Annotated in this window: 13 protein-coding genes and 2 pseudogenes; 9 read left to right on the forward strand and 6 right to left on the reverse strand. The window is 75.6% G+C overall.

Annotated features, from left to right (window positions below):
* Positions 1-64: 64 nt before the first annotated feature.
* The 4 genes from FKD65_RS00450 (at position 65) to FKD65_RS45260 (ending at position 6,489) form a co-directional block, all read left to right on the forward strand.
* Positions 65-1,831, forward strand: a complete 1,767-nt coding sequence (locus FKD65_RS00450; RefSeq protein WP_141575101.1) for a glycoside hydrolase family 15 protein — start codon at positions 65-67, stop codon at positions 1,829-1,831.
* Between the two features lie 95 nt (positions 1,832-1,926).
* The gene (locus FKD65_RS00455) at positions 1,927-5,010 is read left to right on the forward strand and encodes an FAD-binding and (Fe-S)-binding domain-containing protein (RefSeq protein ID WP_141575103.1); all 3,084 of its coding nucleotides are present in this window, start codon (positions 1,927-1,929) and stop codon (positions 5,008-5,010) included.
* A gap of 9 nt (positions 5,011-5,019) precedes the next feature.
* Positions 5,020-5,499 (forward strand): MarR family winged helix-turn-helix transcriptional regulator, encoded by a 480-nt coding sequence (locus tag FKD65_RS00460; RefSeq protein WP_141575105.1) that lies wholly within the window; start codon positions 5,020-5,022, stop codon positions 5,497-5,499.
* A gap of 99 nt (positions 5,500-5,598) precedes the next feature.
* A complete protein-coding gene (locus FKD65_RS45260; RefSeq protein ID WP_141575108.1) occupies positions 5,599-6,489 on the forward strand; it encodes a DUF4142 domain-containing protein in 891 nt (296 codons plus the stop codon).
* Between the two features lie 65 nt (positions 6,490-6,554).
* Here the strand turns inward: FKD65_RS45260 and FKD65_RS46495 are convergent.
* Both FKD65_RS46495 and FKD65_RS46500 read right to left on the reverse strand, forming a co-directional pair.
* A pseudogene (locus FKD65_RS46495) lies at positions 6,555-6,902 on the reverse strand (Sir2 family NAD-dependent protein deacetylase); the annotation flags it as partial.
* Positions 6,821-7,189, reverse strand: coding sequence for a hypothetical protein (locus tag FKD65_RS46500; protein WP_368367196.1), 369 nt, complete (start codon positions 7,187-7,189; stop codon positions 6,821-6,823). The gene FKD65_RS46500 and the pseudogene FKD65_RS46495, both read right to left, overlap by 82 nt.
* A gap of 145 nt (positions 7,190-7,334) precedes the next feature.
* Between FKD65_RS46500 and nirB the strand changes: the two genes are divergently transcribed.
* The 5 genes from nirB (at position 7,335) to FKD65_RS00495 (ending at position 12,958) form a co-directional block, all read left to right on the forward strand.
* A complete protein-coding gene (nirB, locus tag FKD65_RS00475; RefSeq protein WP_141575110.1) occupies positions 7,335-9,836 on the forward strand; it encodes a nitrite reductase large subunit NirB in 2,502 nt (833 codons plus the stop codon).
* Positions 9,833-11,305: an FAD-dependent oxidoreductase gene (locus tag FKD65_RS00480; RefSeq protein WP_141575112.1), complete on the forward strand. Its 1,473-nt coding sequence runs from the start codon at positions 9,833-9,835 to the stop codon at positions 11,303-11,305. The genes nirB and FKD65_RS00480 overlap by 4 nt, the downstream gene beginning before the upstream one ends.
* A 25-nt stretch (positions 11,306-11,330) precedes the next feature.
* Entirely contained in the window at positions 11,331-12,221 is an 891-nt protein-coding gene (locus FKD65_RS00485) for an amidohydrolase family protein (RefSeq protein WP_141575115.1), read from the forward strand.
* Positions 12,218-12,535, forward strand: coding sequence for a DUF2470 domain-containing protein (locus FKD65_RS00490; protein WP_141575117.1), 318 nt, complete (start codon positions 12,218-12,220; stop codon positions 12,533-12,535). The genes FKD65_RS00485 and FKD65_RS00490 overlap by 4 nt, the downstream gene beginning before the upstream one ends.
* A 234-nt stretch (positions 12,536-12,769) precedes the next feature.
* Complete coding sequence (locus tag FKD65_RS00495; protein WP_141575120.1) at positions 12,770-12,958, forward strand: hypothetical protein; 189 nt, start codon at positions 12,770-12,772, stop codon at positions 12,956-12,958.
* A 52-nt stretch (positions 12,959-13,010) separates the two neighbouring features.
* Here the strand turns inward: FKD65_RS00495 and FKD65_RS00500 are convergent, their stop codons facing one another.
* The 4 genes and pseudogenes from FKD65_RS00500 to FKD65_RS00510 all read right to left on the reverse strand — a co-directional run bounded on the left by FKD65_RS00500 (position 13,011) and on the right by FKD65_RS00510 (position 16,372).
* Positions 13,011-14,429, reverse strand: coding sequence for an RNB domain-containing ribonuclease (locus FKD65_RS00500; RefSeq protein WP_141575122.1), 1,419 nt, complete (start codon positions 14,427-14,429; stop codon positions 13,011-13,013).
* 79 nt (positions 14,430-14,508) lie between these two features.
* The gene (locus FKD65_RS46505) at positions 14,509-14,850 is read right to left on the reverse strand and encodes a helix-turn-helix domain-containing protein (protein ID WP_368367283.1); all 342 of its coding nucleotides are present in this window, start codon (positions 14,848-14,850) and stop codon (positions 14,509-14,511) included.
* Between the two features lie 68 nt (positions 14,851-14,918).
* Positions 14,919-15,410 (reverse strand): annotated as a pseudogene (locus FKD65_RS45270) (cyclic nucleotide-binding domain-containing protein); the annotation flags it as partial.
* 41 nt (positions 15,411-15,451) lie between these two features.
* A complete protein-coding gene (locus FKD65_RS00510) occupies positions 15,452-16,372 on the reverse strand; it encodes a 5'-3' exonuclease (protein ID WP_141575125.1) in 921 nt (306 codons plus the stop codon).
* Positions 16,373-16,420 lie beyond the last annotated feature (48 nt).

The raw sequence follows: 16,420 nt of genomic DNA on the forward strand, positions 1-16,420 counted from the left end.
GACAGGAATGATTGTCCTGCCATCGGCTCCGAGTAACGGCGGGCCGCCGGGTAGTGGGAAGGGCATGCTGGACCACCCCGAGGAAAGGGAATCGCGCCCGAAGGCCCTGCGCGACTACGCCCTCATCGCCGACGGGGAGCGCGGCGCCCTCGTCGGCCCCCACGGAGACTACGCGTGGATGTGCTTCCCGGCGTGGGACTCGCCGCCCGCCTTCGCCGGGCTCCTCGGCGGTCCCGGCGCGTACGTCGTCCAGCCCGCGGCCGCGCGTTGGGTCTGGGGCGGCTACTACGAGGACCGCGGGCTCATCTGGCACAGCCGGTGGGTGACCGGCGACGGCGCCGTCCTGGAGTGCCGCGAGGCGCTCGCCCGCCCGGCGACCCCTGATCGGGCGGTCGTCCTGCGCCGCTGCCGGGCCGTGCGGGGCCGGTCCCGCGTCCGGGCCGTGCTGGACGTGCGCGGCGGTCCCGGCGCCGCCGGGATGGGGGATCCGCGCCGCGACGGCCCGGAGTGGAGCGCCCGCGCCGGCGGCGCGTCGCTGCGCTGGCTCGGCGCGGACGGCGCCGTCGTGCGGGCGGGCCGCGACGGCGGGCCCGTGCTCGACCTCTCCTTCGACCTCGCGGAGGGGGAGGTCCGCGACCTCGTCCTCGAGCTCGCCGCGGGCGGGCGGAGCGGCTCGCTGGACGCCGCGGGCCTGTGGGAGGCGACCGAGCGGGACTGGCGGGAGGCCGTGCCGGACTGCCGCGACACCATCGCGCCGCGCGACGCCCGCCTCGCCTACTCCGTCCTCACCGGCCTCACCGCCTCCGGCGGCGGGATGGTCGCCGCCGCCACGACGGCGCTGCCGGAGCGCTCGAACGAGGGCCGCAACTTCGACTACCGCTACGCCTGGATCCGCGACCAGTGCTTCGCCGGGCGGGCCGTCGCCCTGCACGGCGGGCCGCCCCGGCTCCTGCGGAGCGCCGTCGACTTCGTGTCCGCCCGCGTCCTGGCCGATGGGGACCGCTTGAGACCCGCCTACACCGTCACCGGCGGGGAGGTGCCGGGCGAGAGCTCCGGCGGTCTGCCGGGCTACCCCGGCGCCGAGGCGGTCGTGGGGAACAGGGCCGGGGACCAGTTCCAGCTCGACGCACTGGGGGAGGCGCTGCTGCTGCTGTCCGCCGCCGCCGAGCACGACCGCCGCGAGCCGGAGGCGGTGCAGGCCGCCCGCGTCGCGGCCGCCGCCGTCGCGCGCCGCTGGACCCGGCCCGAGGCGGGGATCTGGGAGATCCACGACGACCTGTGGACGCACTCGCGCCTGACCTGCGTCGCCGGCCTGCGCCAGGCGGCCCGGACGCTGGCGGGCCGGGCGGAGGCCCGCCGGTGGACCTCGCTCGCCGACGCCGTCCTCGCCGAGACCGCGCGCACCTCCCTCACCCCCGAGGGCCGGTGGAGGCGCGCGCCCGGCGACGACCGCGTGGACGCGGCGCTGCTGATCCCGCCGCTGCGGGGCGCGCTCCCGAGGGATGACCCCCGCACCGCCGCGACGCTGCGGGCGGTGCGCGAGGACCTCGTCGAGGAGGGGTTCGTCTACCGGTACCGGGTCGGGGACGAGCCCCTAGGCGTGGCCGAGGGCGCCTTCATCCTCTGCGGCTTCTTCCTCGCCCTCGCCGAGGACCGCCAGGGCGACACCGCCCGCGCCCTCGCGACCTTCGAGCGGACCCGGTCGGGCTGCGCGACCAGCGGCCTGTTCTCCGAGGAGTACGACGTCGAGCAGCGGCAGCTGCGCGGGAACATGCCGCAGGCGTTCGTGCACGCCCTCCTGCTGGAGGCCGCCTGCCGCCTCGCGGGCTGACCCCGCCGGGCGGAGGCCGCCCCGGCACCGGTGGATCGCAGAGCGGACGGCGGCCCCGGCGATTGAAGCCCCGTTTCCGGGATAGTCGCACTGACATGGCTGTTTCGGCGGAGGGAACCAGGCAGGAGCACAGGCGGAAGGCCGCGGGACCCGGCGGGCAGGACGCGCTGCGCCGCGCGCTCGCCCAGCGGGTGGACGGCGAGGTCCGGTTCGATCCCGGCTCCCGGGCCGCGTACTCCCACGACTCGTCCAACTACCGGCAGCCGCCCATCGGGGTGGTGGTGCCGCGGACGGTCGAGGCGGGCGCGGAGGCCGTCCGGGTCTGCGCCGAGCACGGCGTGCCGGTCCTGTCCCGCGGCGGCGGGACGAGCCTGGCGGGGCAGTGCGTCAACGAGGCCGTGGTCGTCGACTGGTCCAAGTACTGCCGCGCGCTGGTCTCGCTCGACCCGGAGGCGCGCCGCGCCGTCGTCGAGCCCGGCGCGTGCCTGGACGACCTGAACGAGCGGCTCTCGGAGCACGGTCTGATGGTGGGCCCGAAGCCGTCCACCCACGACACCTGCACGATCGGCGGGATGATCGGCAACAACTCGTGCGGCGCGTCCGCGCAGGCGTACGGGAAGATGGTCGACTCCGTCGTGCGGCTGGAGGTGCTGACCTACGACGGGCTGCGGATGTGGGTCGGGGAGACCTCGCGGGAGGAGTACGAGCGGATCGTCGCCGAGGGCGGCCGGCGCGCGGAGATCTACCGGGCGCTGCGCGAGCTGCGCGACGAGGGCATGGAGCTGATCCGCACCCGCTACCCGGACATCCCGCGGCGGGTGTCCGGCTACAACCTGGACTCGCTGCTGCCGGAGAAGGGCTTCGACGTGGCCCGCGCCCTGGTCGGCTCGGAGGGCACGCTCGTCACCGTGCTGCGCGCGGAGATCCGCCTGGTGCCGGTCCCGGCGTTCGAGTCGCTCGCCGTCCTCGGCTACGACGACATCGCGGCCGCCGGCGACGCCGTGCCGCGCGTCCTGCCCTCGGAGCCGCTCGCGCTGGAGGGCATGGACGAGCAGCTGCTCGACCTGGCCGAGCATGACCACCTCGCCGCGCCGGGGGCGGTGGAGGACATGCCGGAGGGGGCGGGCTGGCTCATGGTCCGCTTCGGCGGCGGCAGCAAGGACGAGGCCGACGCGAGGGCCCGCGACCTCATCGAGGAGATGCGGAGCGGGCCGAACCCGCCGCGCTGCACGTTCGTGCACGACCCGCACGAGGAGGAGCTGCTCTGGAAGGTGCGGGAGGCGGGGCTCGGCGCGACCGCCTACCCGCCCGGCCGGCCCGACACGCACGAGGGCTGGGAGGACTCGGCGATCCCGCCCGACCGGCTCGGCGACTACCTGCGCGACTTCCGCGCCCTCGTCGGGGAGTTCGGCTACGGGCCGGTCTCGCTCTACGGGCACTTCGGGCAGGGCTGCGTGCACACCCGGATCCCGTTCGACCTGGAGGACGAGCGGGGCGCCGGCGAGTACCGCCGGTTCATCGAGCGGGCCGCCCGCCTCGTCGCGGCCTACGGCGGGTCGCTGTCGGGCGAGCACGGCGACGGCCAGGCCCGCGGCGAACTGCTGCCGATCATGTTCGGGAACGAGGTGGTCCGGCTGTTCGAGCGGTTCAAGGCGGTCTTCGACCCGGGGAACCGGATGAACCCCGGCAAGATCGTCCATCCGTACCGGCTGGACGACGACCTCGACCACCTCGGCTACGACCCCTCAGAGCCGGACACCCACTTCTCCTTCCCGGACGACCACCACCGCTTCACCCACGCCGCGTCCCGCTGCGTCGGGATCGGCAAGTGCCGCGCGTCGTCGGGCGGCGTCATGTGCCCGAGCTACCGGGTGACGGGGGAGGAGGAGCACTCCACCCGCGGCCGGGCCCGCGTCCTGATGGAGATGATGCGCGGCATGCCCGGCGGAGGCACCCCGGACCCGGCGGTGCCGGGGCCGGGCGGTGCGGCCGTCATCACCGACGGCTGGCGGTCCGAGGACGTCCGCGACGCCCTCGACCTGTGCCTGGCGTGCAAGGGCTGCCGCAGCGACTGCCCGGTCAACGTGGACATGGCCACCTACAAGGCCGAGTTCCTCGCCCACCACTACAAGGGCCGCATCCGTCCGCCCGCGCACTACACCATGGGCTGGCTGCCCCTGTGGGCCCGGATCGCCGCGCTCGCGCCGGGCGCCGCCAACGCCGCGCTGCGGGCCCCGGTCCTCGGCGGGGCCGCCAAGCGGGCGGGCGGCATCGATCCGCGCCGCGAGATGCCCCGGTTCGCCGGCGAGCGGTTCACCGACTGGTTCAGGCGCCGGACCCCGCGCGGCGGGGGCAGGCGGGTCGTGCTGTGGCCCGACACCTTCACGAACAACTTCCACCCGCACATCGGCAAGGCCGCCGTCCGGGTCCTGGAGGCGACCGGCCACCGGGTCGAGGTCCCGCCCGTCCCGCTGTGCTGCGGCCTGACCTGGATCTCCACGGGCCAGCTCGGCGTGGCCGCCCGCGTGCTGCGCCGCACCGTCCGGGCGCTCGCGCCCCGGCTGCGCGACGGCGTCCCCGTGGTCGGGCTGGAGCCGAGCTGCACCGCGGTGTTCCGCGCCGACGCCCCCGAGCTGATGGAGGGCGACGCGGTCGAGGACGACGTCAAGCGGCTGCGCGACCAGACCCGGACCCTCGCCGAGCTGCTCGACGAGCACCAGGAGGAGTCCGGCGGCGCCTCGCCCGGCGCGTCCCACGACGTGGTCGCGGGGCTGGACACGCCGAGGGTCACCGCGATCGCCCAGCCGCACTGCCACCAGCACGCCGTGATGGGCTTCGGCGCCGACCAGCGGGTGCTGGCGCGCGCCGGGGTGGACGTGCGGACGCTCGACGCGGGGTGCTGCGGGCTGGCGGGGAACTTCGGCTTCGAGGCCGGCCACTACGAGGTCTCGACCGCGATCGCCGAGCGGGGCGTGTGGCCCGCGGTCGAGGAGGCGGAACCGGGCACGGCCGTCCTCGCCGACGGGTTCTCCTGCCGGACCCAGATCGAGGCGGGCACCGGCGCCCGCCCCGGCATCTCGCCGAACTCCTGGCCGATCTGCTACCGCAGGGAGACGGCCGGTGACCAAAGGCGGACCGGTCCCGGGCCGCGTTGGCGCACGTGGGACCGGCACCTGTAGAAAGTCGTCATGAACGCGCTGGACGACGATGGCGTCGATGCGGTGACCTCGGCGCTGCTGACCGCGTCGCGGCTCCTGGTAGCGGTCTCGGTGCGCTCGCTGGCCGCCGTGGAGGACGCGGTCACCCTGCCGCAGTTCCGGCTCCTGGTGGTGCTGTCCTCGCAGGGGCCCGCCAAGCTCGTGACGCTCGCCGGTCTCCTCGAGGTCAACCCCTCGACCGCGATGCGCATGGTGGACCGGCTGGCGGGCGCCGGGCTGGTGGACCGGCAGGCGAGCCCCGACAGCGGCCGCGAGGTCCGCATCCAGCTCACCCCGGCGGGGCGCGGCATCGTCGACGACGTGACCGCCCGCCGCCGCGCCGACATCGCCGCGGTCGTGTCCCGGATGCCCGCCGGGCAGCGGCGCGCCCTCGTCGAGGCGCTGCGCGCCTTCACCGAGGCGGGCGGCGAGCCGCCGATCACGTCCCTGGCCCAGCTCGGCTGGACCTGAAGGCCCCGTACCGAACCGGTCGTCGTCCCGTCGAACCTCCATGCCCGGACGCGCGTACTCCGCAGCGAGCCCCTTCCCTCCACCGAAAGGCTGCGGCGGATGCGAGAACCCCGACCGGTCGTCGCGGCGGTATGCGGCCTCGCCGCGGCGCTGCTGCTCGGCGCCTGCGCCCCGATGGGCCGCCAGGCGGCCGACGGCGGCGCCGTGGCGCCGCAGGCGGGCGCCGCGGACGCGGCGCAGGCGACCGTGGACACCGCGTGGGGGCCGCTCGGCCCCGCCGACCGCGAGCTGATCGTGAAGGTCCGGCAGGCGGGGCTGTGGGAGATCCCCGTAGGCCGGGAGGCCGAGCGCCGCGCCACCCGGGCCGCGACCCGCCGCAACCTCGGCGAGATCGCCCGCCAGCACGTCCGGCTGGACGCCCTGGACCGCGCCATCGCCGCGAAGCTGAACGTCCCGCTGCCGAACCAGCCCACGCCCGACCAGCAGAGCTGGATGTCGGAAATCACCGGCAAGTCGGGCAACGACTACGACCGGACCGCCGTCGCCCGGCTCCGGATGGCGCACGGGCAGATCTACCCGGCGATCGGCGCGGTCCGCGGAAGCACCCGCAACACGCTCGTGCGGGACTTCTCCGAGCAGTGCGAGACGTTCGTCCGCACCCACATGCGGCTGCTGGAGGGCACCGGCTTCGTGACCGGCGACATGCTGCCCGACCCGCCGCAGTCCACGGGCGCGCCACCGGCGGGCAGCCCGGCCAGCCGCACAGCCCGGCGCCGGCCGCCACCTCGCTGCTCGGCGGCGGGCGGTAGGCCGGGAACGGGCCGGGGGACGGGCCCCGCTCAGGCGGGCAACCCGTCCACCAGCGCGTCCAGGGTCGCGCCGAGCGGGGAGTCCAGGACGACCAGGGCGTGGGGGTCGCCGCGGGTCTCGCCCCGGTTGACGATGGCCACCGGTATGCCGTGCCGCGCCGCGTGCCGGACGAACCGGTAGCCCGACACCACGGTCAGCGACGACCCGAGCACCAGCAGGGCGCCCGCCGCCTCGGTCAGGGCGTAGCAGTCGCGGACGCGGGCCGGCGGCACGTTCTCCCCGAAGAAGACCACGTCGGGCTTGAGCACGCCGCCGCACCGCTCGCAGTCCACGACGCGGAACGCCTCGACGGCCACGTCGGGCAGGACGGCGTCGCCGTCGGGGTTGACCGCCTCGGCGCGCGCCGACCAGCCGGGGTTGGCCTCGCGCAGCCGCTCGTCCAGCCGCTCGCGCGCCGACCGCTCCCCGCAGGACAGGCAGACGACGCGGTCCAGCGCGCCGTGCAGCTCGATCACCTCGCGCGCCCCGGCGGCCTGCTGGAGGCCGTCGACGTTCTGGGTGATGATGCCGGCCAGCAGGCCGCGCCGCTGCAGCTCGGCGACCGCGCGCGGTGCCCGGCGTTCGGGGCGGCCCGCGCGATGTGCCGCCAGCCGAGGTGGCTGCGCGCCCAGTAGCGGCGCCGCGCCGCCTCGCTCCCGGTGAAGGCCTGGTAGGTCATCGGCTCCGCGCGCCGCCGTCGGCCCGTCTCACCCCGGTAGTCGGGTATGCCCGACTCGGTCGACAGCCCCGCGCCGCTGAGCACCACCACGTCGCCGTCCGAGACGAGGTCGGCCAGTATCCGCAACCCGGTCCGCGTCCCGTCCTCCACAACCTCCGTCACCCTTCCATGGTGCACGACCGGAACGGGTGCGGCGCGGGGGGCGCCCGCGTCCCACATCCCGGGTGTGCCGGTTGTGAGACCCAGTTAACGCGGCGATGACGGCGGGGATCCCTCCGGGAAATACGGGCCGCCGACGATCGGGGCCATGGGAGCCGACAGCAGACCGGACAAGCGCCTGGTCGTCGCCGGCCACGGGCCGGCCGCGCACCGCCTGGTGGAGGCGGTGCGCGAGCGCGACACCGCGGGCACGTGGACGATCACGGTGATCGGCGAGGAGCCGAGGACCGCCTACGACCGGGTGGCGCTCACGACGCATCTGGAGGGGGCCGACCTCGCCTACCCGGCGCACGACGGCGCGGTCACCGTGCGGACCGGCGAGCGGGTCACCGGGATCGACCGCGCCGCCCGGACGGTGACGACGTCGGCGGGCCGGGCCGTCGCCTACGACGCGCTCGTGCTGGCCACCGGGTCCTCGCCGTTCGTCCCGCCGGTCGAGGGCAGGGACCTGCCGGGGGTGTTCGTCTACCGCACGATCGACGACCTCGACGCGATCCGGGCGTACGCGCGGGGCAAGGAGACCGGTGCCGTCGTCGGCGGCGGCCTGCTGGGCCTGGAGGCGGCCCGCGCGGTGCAGGGCCTCGGCCTGCGCAGCGGCGTCGTGGAGGTGGCGCCGTGGCTGATGCCCCGCCAGCTGGACGAGGGCGGCGGCGCGATGCTGCGCCGCCACATCGAGGCGCTCGGCATGGCGGTGCACGCGGGCACCCCGATGCGCGCGCTGGAGGCGGGGGACGACGGCCGCGTCCGGCGCGTCGTCCTGGAGGACGGCACGGCGGTCGACGCCGAGGTCGTGGTGTTCTCCGCCGGGATCCGCCCGCGCGACGAGCTGGCCCGCGGCTGCGGCCTCGCGGTGGGGGAGCGCGGCGGGATCGCGGTGGACGCCTCCTGCCGCACCGAGGACCCGGCCGTCTTCGCGATCGGCGAGTGCGCCCTGGTCGGCGGCACGGTGTACGGGCTGGTGGGACCCTGCTTCTCGATGGCCGAGGTGGTCGCCGACCGGCTGCTGTCGCAGGCGAGCACGGCGGTGTTCGAGGGCGCGGACATGTCGACCAAGCTCAAGCTGATGGGCGTCGACGTCGCCAGCTTCGGCGACCCGTTCGCCGGCCCCGACGAGGGCGCCCTCGGCGTCACCTACACCGACCCCGTCGCCGGGGTCTACAAGAGGCTCGTCGTCAGCGACGACGCGCGGACCCTGCTCGGCGGCGTCCTCGTCGGCGACGCCGAGTCCTACGGGACGCTGCGCGCCCACGTCGGCGGCAGCCTGCCGGGCGCGCCCGAGCAGATGCTGTTCGGCGGCACGGAGGCGGCGGGCGGCGACCTGCCCGGCGCGACGGTCATCTGCTCCTGCAACAACGTCACCGCCGAGGGCATCCGCTGCGCGATCGCCGAATGCTCCCTCACCGACGTGCCCGGCGTGAAGGACCGCACCCGGGCGGGGACGAGCTGCGGCAGCTGCGTCCCGCTGGTGAAGCGGATCCTGGACGCCGAGCTGACCGCCGCGGGCATCGAGGTCAGCAGGGCGCTGTGCGAGCACTTCGCCTACAGCCGCGCCGAGCTGTTCGACATCGTCCGGGCCGGGCGGGTCACGAGCTTCACCCAGCTCGTCGAGGAGCACGGGACGGGCCGCGGCTGCGACATCTGCAGGCCCGTCGTCGCCTCGATCCTCGCGAGCCTCGGCAACGGCCACATCCTGGAGGGCGAGCAGGCGGCGCTGCAGGACACCAACGACCACTTCCTCGCCAACCTGCAGAAGAACGGCACCTACTCGGTCGTCCCGCGGGTCCCCGGCGGGGAGATCACCCCGGAGCGGCTCATCGTGATCGGGGAGGTGGCGCGCGACTTCGGCCTCTACACCAAGATCACCGGCGGGCAGCGGATCGACCTGTTCGGCGCCCGCGTCGAGCAGCTGCCCGCGATCTGGCGCCGGCTCGTCGAGGCCGGGTTCGAGTCCGGCCACGCCTACGGCAAGGCGCTGCGCACGGTGAAGTCGTGCGTCGGGTCGACCTGGTGCCGCTACGGCGTCCAGGACTCGGCCGCGATGGCCATCCGGCTGGAGCTGCGGTACCGGGGGCTGCGCGCCCCGCACAAGCTGAAATCGGCCGTCTCCGGCTGCGCCCGCGAGTGCGCCGAGGCCCAGAGCAAGGACTTCGGCGTCATCGCGACCGAGAACGGCTGGAACCTCTACCTCGGCGGGAACGGCGGCATGCGGCCCCGGCACGCCGACCTGTTCGCCACCGACCTCACCGACGACGAGCTGATCACCTATGTCGACCGCTTCCTGATGTTCTACATCCGCACCGCCGACCGGCTGCAGCGCACCGCGGGCTGGCTGGAGGCCCTCGACGGCGGCCTGGACTACCTGCGCGAGGTCATCGTGGACGACCGGCTCGGCATCTGCGCCGACCTCGACGCGGCCATGGCCCGCCACGTCGCCTCCTACTCCGACGAGTGGCGCGACACCCTGGACGACCCCGAGCGGCTCCGCCGGTTCGTCTCGTTCGTGAACGCGCCGCGGACCCCCGACCCGAGCATCGCCTTCGGGACCGAGCGCGACCAGATCAAGCCCCTGCCACTGGAGGTGAAGCGGTGAGTCCCGCAGGCCCCGCGGGCATCGTCGTCGTCGGCAACGGCATGGCCGGCTCGCGGTTCGTGGACGAGCTGCGCGCCCGCGACGCCGCGACGCCGGTGACGGTGTTCGGCGCGGAGGAGCAGCGCCCCTACAACCGGATCCTGCTGTCGAACGTCCTCGCCGGGATGACGCGGCCCGACCACATCAGCCTGGTCGACGCCGCCTGGTACGCCTCGCACGGGGTGGACGCCCGGCTCGGCGTCCAGGTCACCCGCATCGACCGCGAGGCGAGGACCGTGCACGCCTCGGACGGATCGGTCACCCCCTACGGGACCCTGGTCCTCGCCACGGGCAGCACCGCGTTCATCCCGCCGATGCCGGGCCTGCGGGACGGCCTGCCGGGCGGCGCGCAGGTGTTCCGCACGCTGGAGGACTGCCGCCGCATCTCCGAGCTGGCCGAGTCGGCGCGCCGCGCGGTCGTCGTCGGCGGCGGCCTGCTCGGCATCGAGGCCGCGCGCGGGCTGACGGGCCGCGGCCTCGAGGTCACCGTCCTGCACCTGGCGGGGCACCTCATGGAGCGCCAGCTCGATCCCGCCGCCGGGAGGGTCCTGGCCCGCACGCTGGCGGCCCTCGGCATCGGCACCCGGCTGCAGGCCGACGTCGCGGCGCTGCGCACCGCCGGCGGCGTCGTGACCGGCGTCGAGCTGGCGCTGCCCGGCGGCGGGACGGAGGTCATCGACACCGACCTCGTCATCCTGTCCTGCGGCGTCCGGCCCGAGGTCGCCCTCGCCAGGGACGCGGGCCTGGCGGTCGGTCGGGCCGTGGTCGTCGACGACGAGCTGCGGTCGGTCACCGACCCGTCCGTGCGCGCCATCGGCGAGTGCTCCGAGCACCGCGACGAGGTGTACGGGCTGGTGGCGCCCGCGTGGGAGCAGGCGGCGGTGCTCGCGGACCTGCTCGCCGGCACCGAGCCCGCGGCGCGGTTCACCGGCGCCCGCCAGATCACCCGGCTCAAGGCCGCGGGGATCGAGCTGGCCTCGATGGGCGAGACGCACTTCGGCGACGACGACGAGGACGTGGAGGTCGTCCGGTTCACCGACGCCGCGCGCGGCACCTACAAGAAGGCGGTGATCAGGGACGGGCGGCTGATCGGCGCGATCCTGCTGGGGGAGACCTCGACCGCCGGGACGCTCACCCAGCTCTACGACCGGGCCGCGCCGCTGCCCTCCGAGCGCCTCGGCCTGCTGTTCCCCGGCGCCGGCGGCGCGGCCGAGGCCGATTCGCCGCTGCGGATGCCGGACGCGGCGACCGTCTGCCAGTGCAACAACGTCAGCAAGGGCCGGATCCGCGCCTGCTGGGAGGGCGGCGCCCGCACGGCCGACACCGTCGCGCGCGAGACCCGGGCGAGCACCGGCTGCGGAAGCTGCCGCTCCGCCGTGGAGGGCATCGTCGCCTGGCTGGACGAGCAGGACGCCGTCGAGGTCGCCTGACGCGGCGGCGGGTAGGCTCCGCCGCATGCTCGACGGACGCCCGCTGATCGACGCGCACGTGCACGCCGCACGGCTGCCCACGCTCCGCCCGGCCTGGCGGCGCTGGGCCGAGGAGTTCGGCTCGTCCCACCCGTGGCAGGACCTCTACGACGACGGCGGCGCCCTCGTGCCCGAGCGGGTCGACGCCTACTTCGACGGCGAGGGCGTCGACATCGCCCTGCTGCTGTGCGAGTACAGCCCGCGGACCACCGGCACGCAGCCCATCGAGGACCTGCGGCCGCTCCTGGAGCACAACCCGCGGCGCTTCCGGCCGGTCGCCAACGTGAACCCGCACCTGCACTACCCGATCGGCGAGGAGGTCGAGCGGCAGCTCGGGTTCGGCGCCGCCGCGCTCAAGCTGCACCCGGTGCACGGCGGGTTCGGCGTCGCCGACCCCGAGCTCTACCCCGCCTACGAGGTGTGCCGCGACGCCGGCCTCCCGGTCGTCGTGCACTGCGGCACGAGCTCCTTCCCCGGCTCGGTCAACCGGTACGCCGACCCCGCGCCCGTCGACGACGTGCTGCGGCTGTTCCCCGGCCTGACGTTCGTCCTCGCCCACGGCGGGCGCGGCTGGTGGTACGACGCCGCCGCGTTCCTCGCGCTGTCGCGCGAGGAGGTGTGGATCGAGCTGTCCGGGCTGCCGCCCCGGCGGCTCCCCGAGTACTACGCCCGGCACGACCTGCGGCGGCTGGCCCGCAAGTTCGTCTTCGGCACCGACTGGCCCGGCGTGCCCGGCATCGCCCGCAACGCCCGCGCCGTCGGCGCCGCCCTCGGCCTGGACGCGGAGGCGCTCGCGCTCGTCCTGGCCGGCAACGCCCTACGGATCTACAAGGACCTGGCCCTCGCGCCGGCGCCCGACGGAAGGACCACCGCATGACCGACGCCGGCCCGTTCACCGACGACGTCGTGAGGCGGATCGCGCGGCACATGAACGAGGACCACGCCGCCGACTGCCTGACGATCTGCCGGGCGCTCGGCGGCCGTCCCGGCGCGACCTCGGCCCGCATGACCGGCCTGGACGCGGAGGGCATCGAGTTCGCCGTCGCCGACGGCGGGGTCGAGCACGCCGTCCGGATCCCGTTCGGCGAGCGGCTCACCGAGCGCCCGCAGGTGCGCCGCGAGGTCGTCCGCATGACCGAGCGCGCACGCGCCGCGCTCGCCGAGCGGCGGGATGTTCCGGACGGCCCGTAAGGCGGCCGGCGTCGCCACCGCCGGATGCCCGGCGTCGCCCTCGCCGAGGAGGCGGGCGAGCGCCTGCGCCGCGACGCCGCGTGACCGGCCGCTGACCGGTGCGAACATCAGTTCGGTACAAAACTCAAATATCGGGCGGCCGGAAAGAGGGCGCGGTTTCGGGGGCGGGCTGGGGGAGATCCGGTAGGCACCCGAGGGGCCCGCGGTGGGCCCCCGACCCCCACGGAGGCCGACATGCTCGCGATCGTCGCCGCGATCGTCTTCGCACTTGCCCTGCTGTTCGACCTGGCCGACATCACTTCGGACGCCATCAACAACAGCACGCTGACCGTCCTCGGCCTGCTGCTGCTCGCCCTGCACCTCGGCGGCGTCGGCACCGGCACCTCGGCGGGCTGGCGGCCCCGCCGCCGCAGCCGCCGGTGACCCGACCGCCGACCGCCCCGCCCCGTCCCGGCCGCCGCCGGGGCGGGGCGGCTCATTCCGCGCGGGAGAAGCGGACCCGGCGGCGCGCCGGATCCGCCTCCTCCAGCCGCACCTTGACCTGCTCGCCGAGCGGCAGCGCCTCCCCCTCGCAGCGGCCGAAGACCGGCGGCGCCACCAGCTGGACGCGCCCGCCGGTGCGGTCGCCGTTCACGTCCACGACCACCGCGTCGAACACCTCACCGACGTGGTCGCGCAGGAGGAGCGCCTCGACCAGGTCGACGCAGGCGTGGTCGATCTCGGCGCCACGGCGCAGCGCCCGCTGCATGGCCTCGGGGAGTTCCGGCAGTGCCTCCCGCGCCCAGCCGGGGACGGTGCGCCCGGCCGCCAGGGCCAGGCACACCTCCGTGGCGTAGCGGTCGGCCAGCCGCCGGATCGGCGCGGTGACGTGCGCGTACGGGGCGGCGACGGCGGCGTGCGCGGCCTGCTCGGGCGGCGTCCCGTCGAAGGCGGTGTAGCCGGCGCCGCGCATCAGCCCGGCCGCGTCGTGCAGGAACGCCGCGTGCCGGGGCAGCGACGGGTCCAGGGCGCGGACGATGTCGCCGTACGAGGCGTCGCCCGGCCAGGAGACGCCGAGCGCCCGGGCCGCCAGCCGCAGCCGCTCGACGGCCTCGGCAGGGGCGGGCGCCATGGTGCGCAGCAGCCCGACCCCGCCGTCCAGCATCAGCCGGGCCGCGGCCCGCCCGGTCAGCAGCGAGATCTGCGCGTTCCACGCCTCGGTCGCGAGGTCGCCGCGCAGCTTCAGCGCCCAGCCGCCGCCCGCGTGCACGACCTCCTGCTCGGGCAGGGGGAGGCTCACGCCGCCGCGGGCGGCCTCCGCCGCGATGAGCCGCTCGCCGATCTCGCCGAGCAGCGCGATCCGCGGGTCGCCGCCGTCGTGCCGGGCTGTGGCGTAGTCGAGCCGGTCGCGGCTGCGGACGACGGCGCGCCGGACGTCCACGCCGGTGATCCCCCCGGCGTCGTCGATGTCGATCGTCCATGCCACGGCGGGCCTCTCGCGCCCGGGCAGCAGGCTCGCGCTGCCCTCCGAGAGGGGGCGCGGATGCAGCGGAGCGTTCGCGTCCGGCAGGTACAGCGTGACGCCACGGACGCGGGCCTCGGCGTCGAGCGCGCCGCCCGGCCGCACGAACCCGGCCACGTCGGCGATCGCGTACCGCACCCGGTGCCCCGACCCGCGCCGCTCCAGGTGCATCGCCTGGTCGAGGTCGAGCGACCCGGGAGGGTCCAGGGTGAAGAACGGGACGTCGCGCAGGTCCGCGCGTCCGGCGGACGCGACCGCGGGCGCGGCGGCCTCGGCGAGGGCGGCGGGCGGGAACGCGCCGGGCACCGAGAACTCGGCGCGGATCCGGTCGAGCCCCGCGCGGACCTCGGCGTCGGCCTCGGCGGTTCGCAGTCGCAGCGGTCGGCGCGGCACACGACCGAGCGTACGGGACGAAACGATCGATTCTTAGAAAATCTACAATGTAAAGGCGCCGGGCGGGATCCCCGACCGCTCAGTCGCCGGAGGAATCGGCGAACGCGCGCAGCCCCGGCGGGTCCTCCACGGTGATCTTGCGCCAGCCGGTGCTGACCAGGCCCTCGCGCCGCAGCGTGGACAGCGCCCGCGCCACGGTCTCCCGGAGGCGTCCATCCAGCTGCCGAGCTCCTCCTGGGAGAGCGGCGGCCCGATCGCGATCGCCCCGCCGTCGCCGGGCGGGGCGTGCCGGGCCGACAGGTCGGCGAGGGCCGCCAGCAGCAGCGCGAGCCGCCGCGCGCCCTGCGCCGACACGTGCGCCGCCAGCCTGCGGTCGGCGTCGTCGAGCCGCCGCACGAACGTCCCGCTGACCAGCCGCCACACGCGCGGATGGGCGTCCAGGAAGGCAGTGAACCGCGTCGCCGGGACGATCAGCGCCCGCACGTGGTCGAGCGCCTGGACGGTCGCCGACCGCTCACGGCGGCCGAGCACCGCGCTCTCGCAGACCAGGTCGCCGGGCCCGCGCACGGCGAGCACCACCGCGCGGCCGTCCTCGCCGGCGCAGGTGACCTTGGCCCAGCCCGACTCGATGACGATGATGTGGTCGGAGTCGTCGCCCTGGTAGCACAGGGGCGCCCGCGGCTGGTAGTTCCGCGTCCGGCCGGCCTCCCGCAGGGCCGCGCGCTCCGGTGCGTCCAGCGCGGCCCAGAACCCGCCGCCGGGGTCGGCGGCGAGGCCGCCCGCGCCGCCGCGGGCTCCGGTCCGCTCGCTCACGGCACACCCGTCTCCGGTCCGGGGCCCGGATGAACCGGTACCCACGGCAATTGGGGGGAGTGGGGCGTTGAGGCCCAAGTGCCGCGGGTACCGGTCGCCTGCATGTGCCAATGAGAACCCCTCACTGTTCCGCATGCTGCACCCCGGAGACCGCGCCGTCTGTGTCATATGACACTCTCGGCGCAATTTGCAGCGGGGAACGGGGAGGTTCAGCGGGAGAGCGCGTTCAGCAGGCGGTTGACCGGGCTGGACAGGTTCCACGTGTCGGCCAGCCCGACGAGGGCCTCGGCGTCGCGCGGCTCGGCGGGCAGCCGGTCGTCGAGGTCCGCCAGTTCGGGAGCGTCGATGTCGGTGACGACCCGCACCACCGTCTCGGCGGCGGCCAGGTAGTCGCGGGCGGCCTCCATCCGGCGCCGCGCGCCCGCCGGGAACCCCTCGTCGGTGCCCGCGTCCAGCGCCGCGAGGATGCCCTCGACCGATCCGAACCGGGTGACGAGCGCGGCGGCGGTCTTGTCGCCGACCCCCGGCACGCCGGGCAGCCCGTCGCTCGGGTCGCCGCGCAGCGTGGCGTAGTCGCCGTAGCCCCGCCCCGGGATGCCGTACTTGTCCGCGACCTCCTTCTCGCCCATCAGCTGGAGGTTCCGGATCCCGCGCGCGGTGTAGAGGACGGTGACGGGGCCGCGGTCGTCGACGAGCTGGAAGAGGTCGCGGTCGCCGGTCACGATGTCGACCGGCCCCGCGGCCGCGCCCCGCACCGCGAGCGTGCCGATCACGTCGTCGGCCTCGTAGCCCGGCACCCCCGCGCGGGCCAGCCCGAAGGCGTCCAGCACCCGGTCGATGAGCGGGAGCTGCGCCTCCAGCGCGTCCGGCGTCTGGTCGCCGCCGTCCTCGGCCACCCGGTGCGCCTTGTAGGAGGGCAGTGCCTCCACCCGGAACGCGGGCCGCCAGTCGGCGTCCATGCAGCACACCAGCCGGTCGGGCCGGCGGTCCTGGACGAGCCGGGCGATCATGTCGATGAGCCCGCGCACGGCGTTCACCGGCGTCCCGTCCGGAGCCGTCACCGACTCGGGGACCCCGAAGAAGGCGCGGAAGTACAACGACGGCGTGTCCAGCAGCATCAGCCCGCTCATGGGGCACATGCTGCCACGCGGGCCGGGTCGGCGGCGCCCGGACGCTCC

It is taken from the genome of Actinomadura sp. WMMA1423 (assembly GCF_006547145.1).
Classification (GTDB): Bacteria; Actinomycetota; Actinomycetes; order Streptosporangiales; family Streptosporangiaceae; genus Spirillospora.

Excerpts from the sequence above, each read along its gene's own strand:
- FKD65_RS00495 (WP_141575120.1), top strand. The coding sequence starts at position 12,770 with ATGCTCGCGATCGTCGCCGCGATCGTCTTCGCACTTGCCCTGCTGTTC.
- FKD65_RS00510 (WP_141575125.1), bottom strand. The coding sequence starts at position 16,372 with ATGAGCGGGCTGATGCTGCTGGACACGCCGTCGTTGTACTTCCGCGCC.
- FKD65_RS00455 (WP_141575103.1), top strand. The coding sequence starts at position 1,927 with ATGGCTGTTTCGGCGGAGGGAACCAGGCAGGAGCACAGGCGGAAGGCC.
- FKD65_RS00485 (WP_141575115.1), top strand. The coding sequence starts at position 11,331 with ATGCTCGACGGACGCCCGCTGATCGACGCGCACGTGCACGCCGCACGG.
- FKD65_RS00460 (WP_141575105.1), top strand. The coding sequence starts at position 5,020 with ATGAACGCGCTGGACGACGATGGCGTCGATGCGGTGACCTCGGCGCTG.
- FKD65_RS00450 (WP_141575101.1), top strand. The coding sequence starts at position 65 with ATGCTGGACCACCCCGAGGAAAGGGAATCGCGCCCGAAGGCCCTGCGC.
- nirB (WP_141575110.1), top strand. The coding sequence starts at position 7,335 with ATGGGAGCCGACAGCAGACCGGACAAGCGCCTGGTCGTCGCCGGCCAC.
- FKD65_RS00490 (WP_141575117.1), top strand. The coding sequence starts at position 12,218 with ATGACCGACGCCGGCCCGTTCACCGACGACGTCGTGAGGCGGATCGCG.
- FKD65_RS45260 (WP_141575108.1), top strand. The coding sequence starts at position 5,599 with ATGCGAGAACCCCGACCGGTCGTCGCGGCGGTATGCGGCCTCGCCGCG.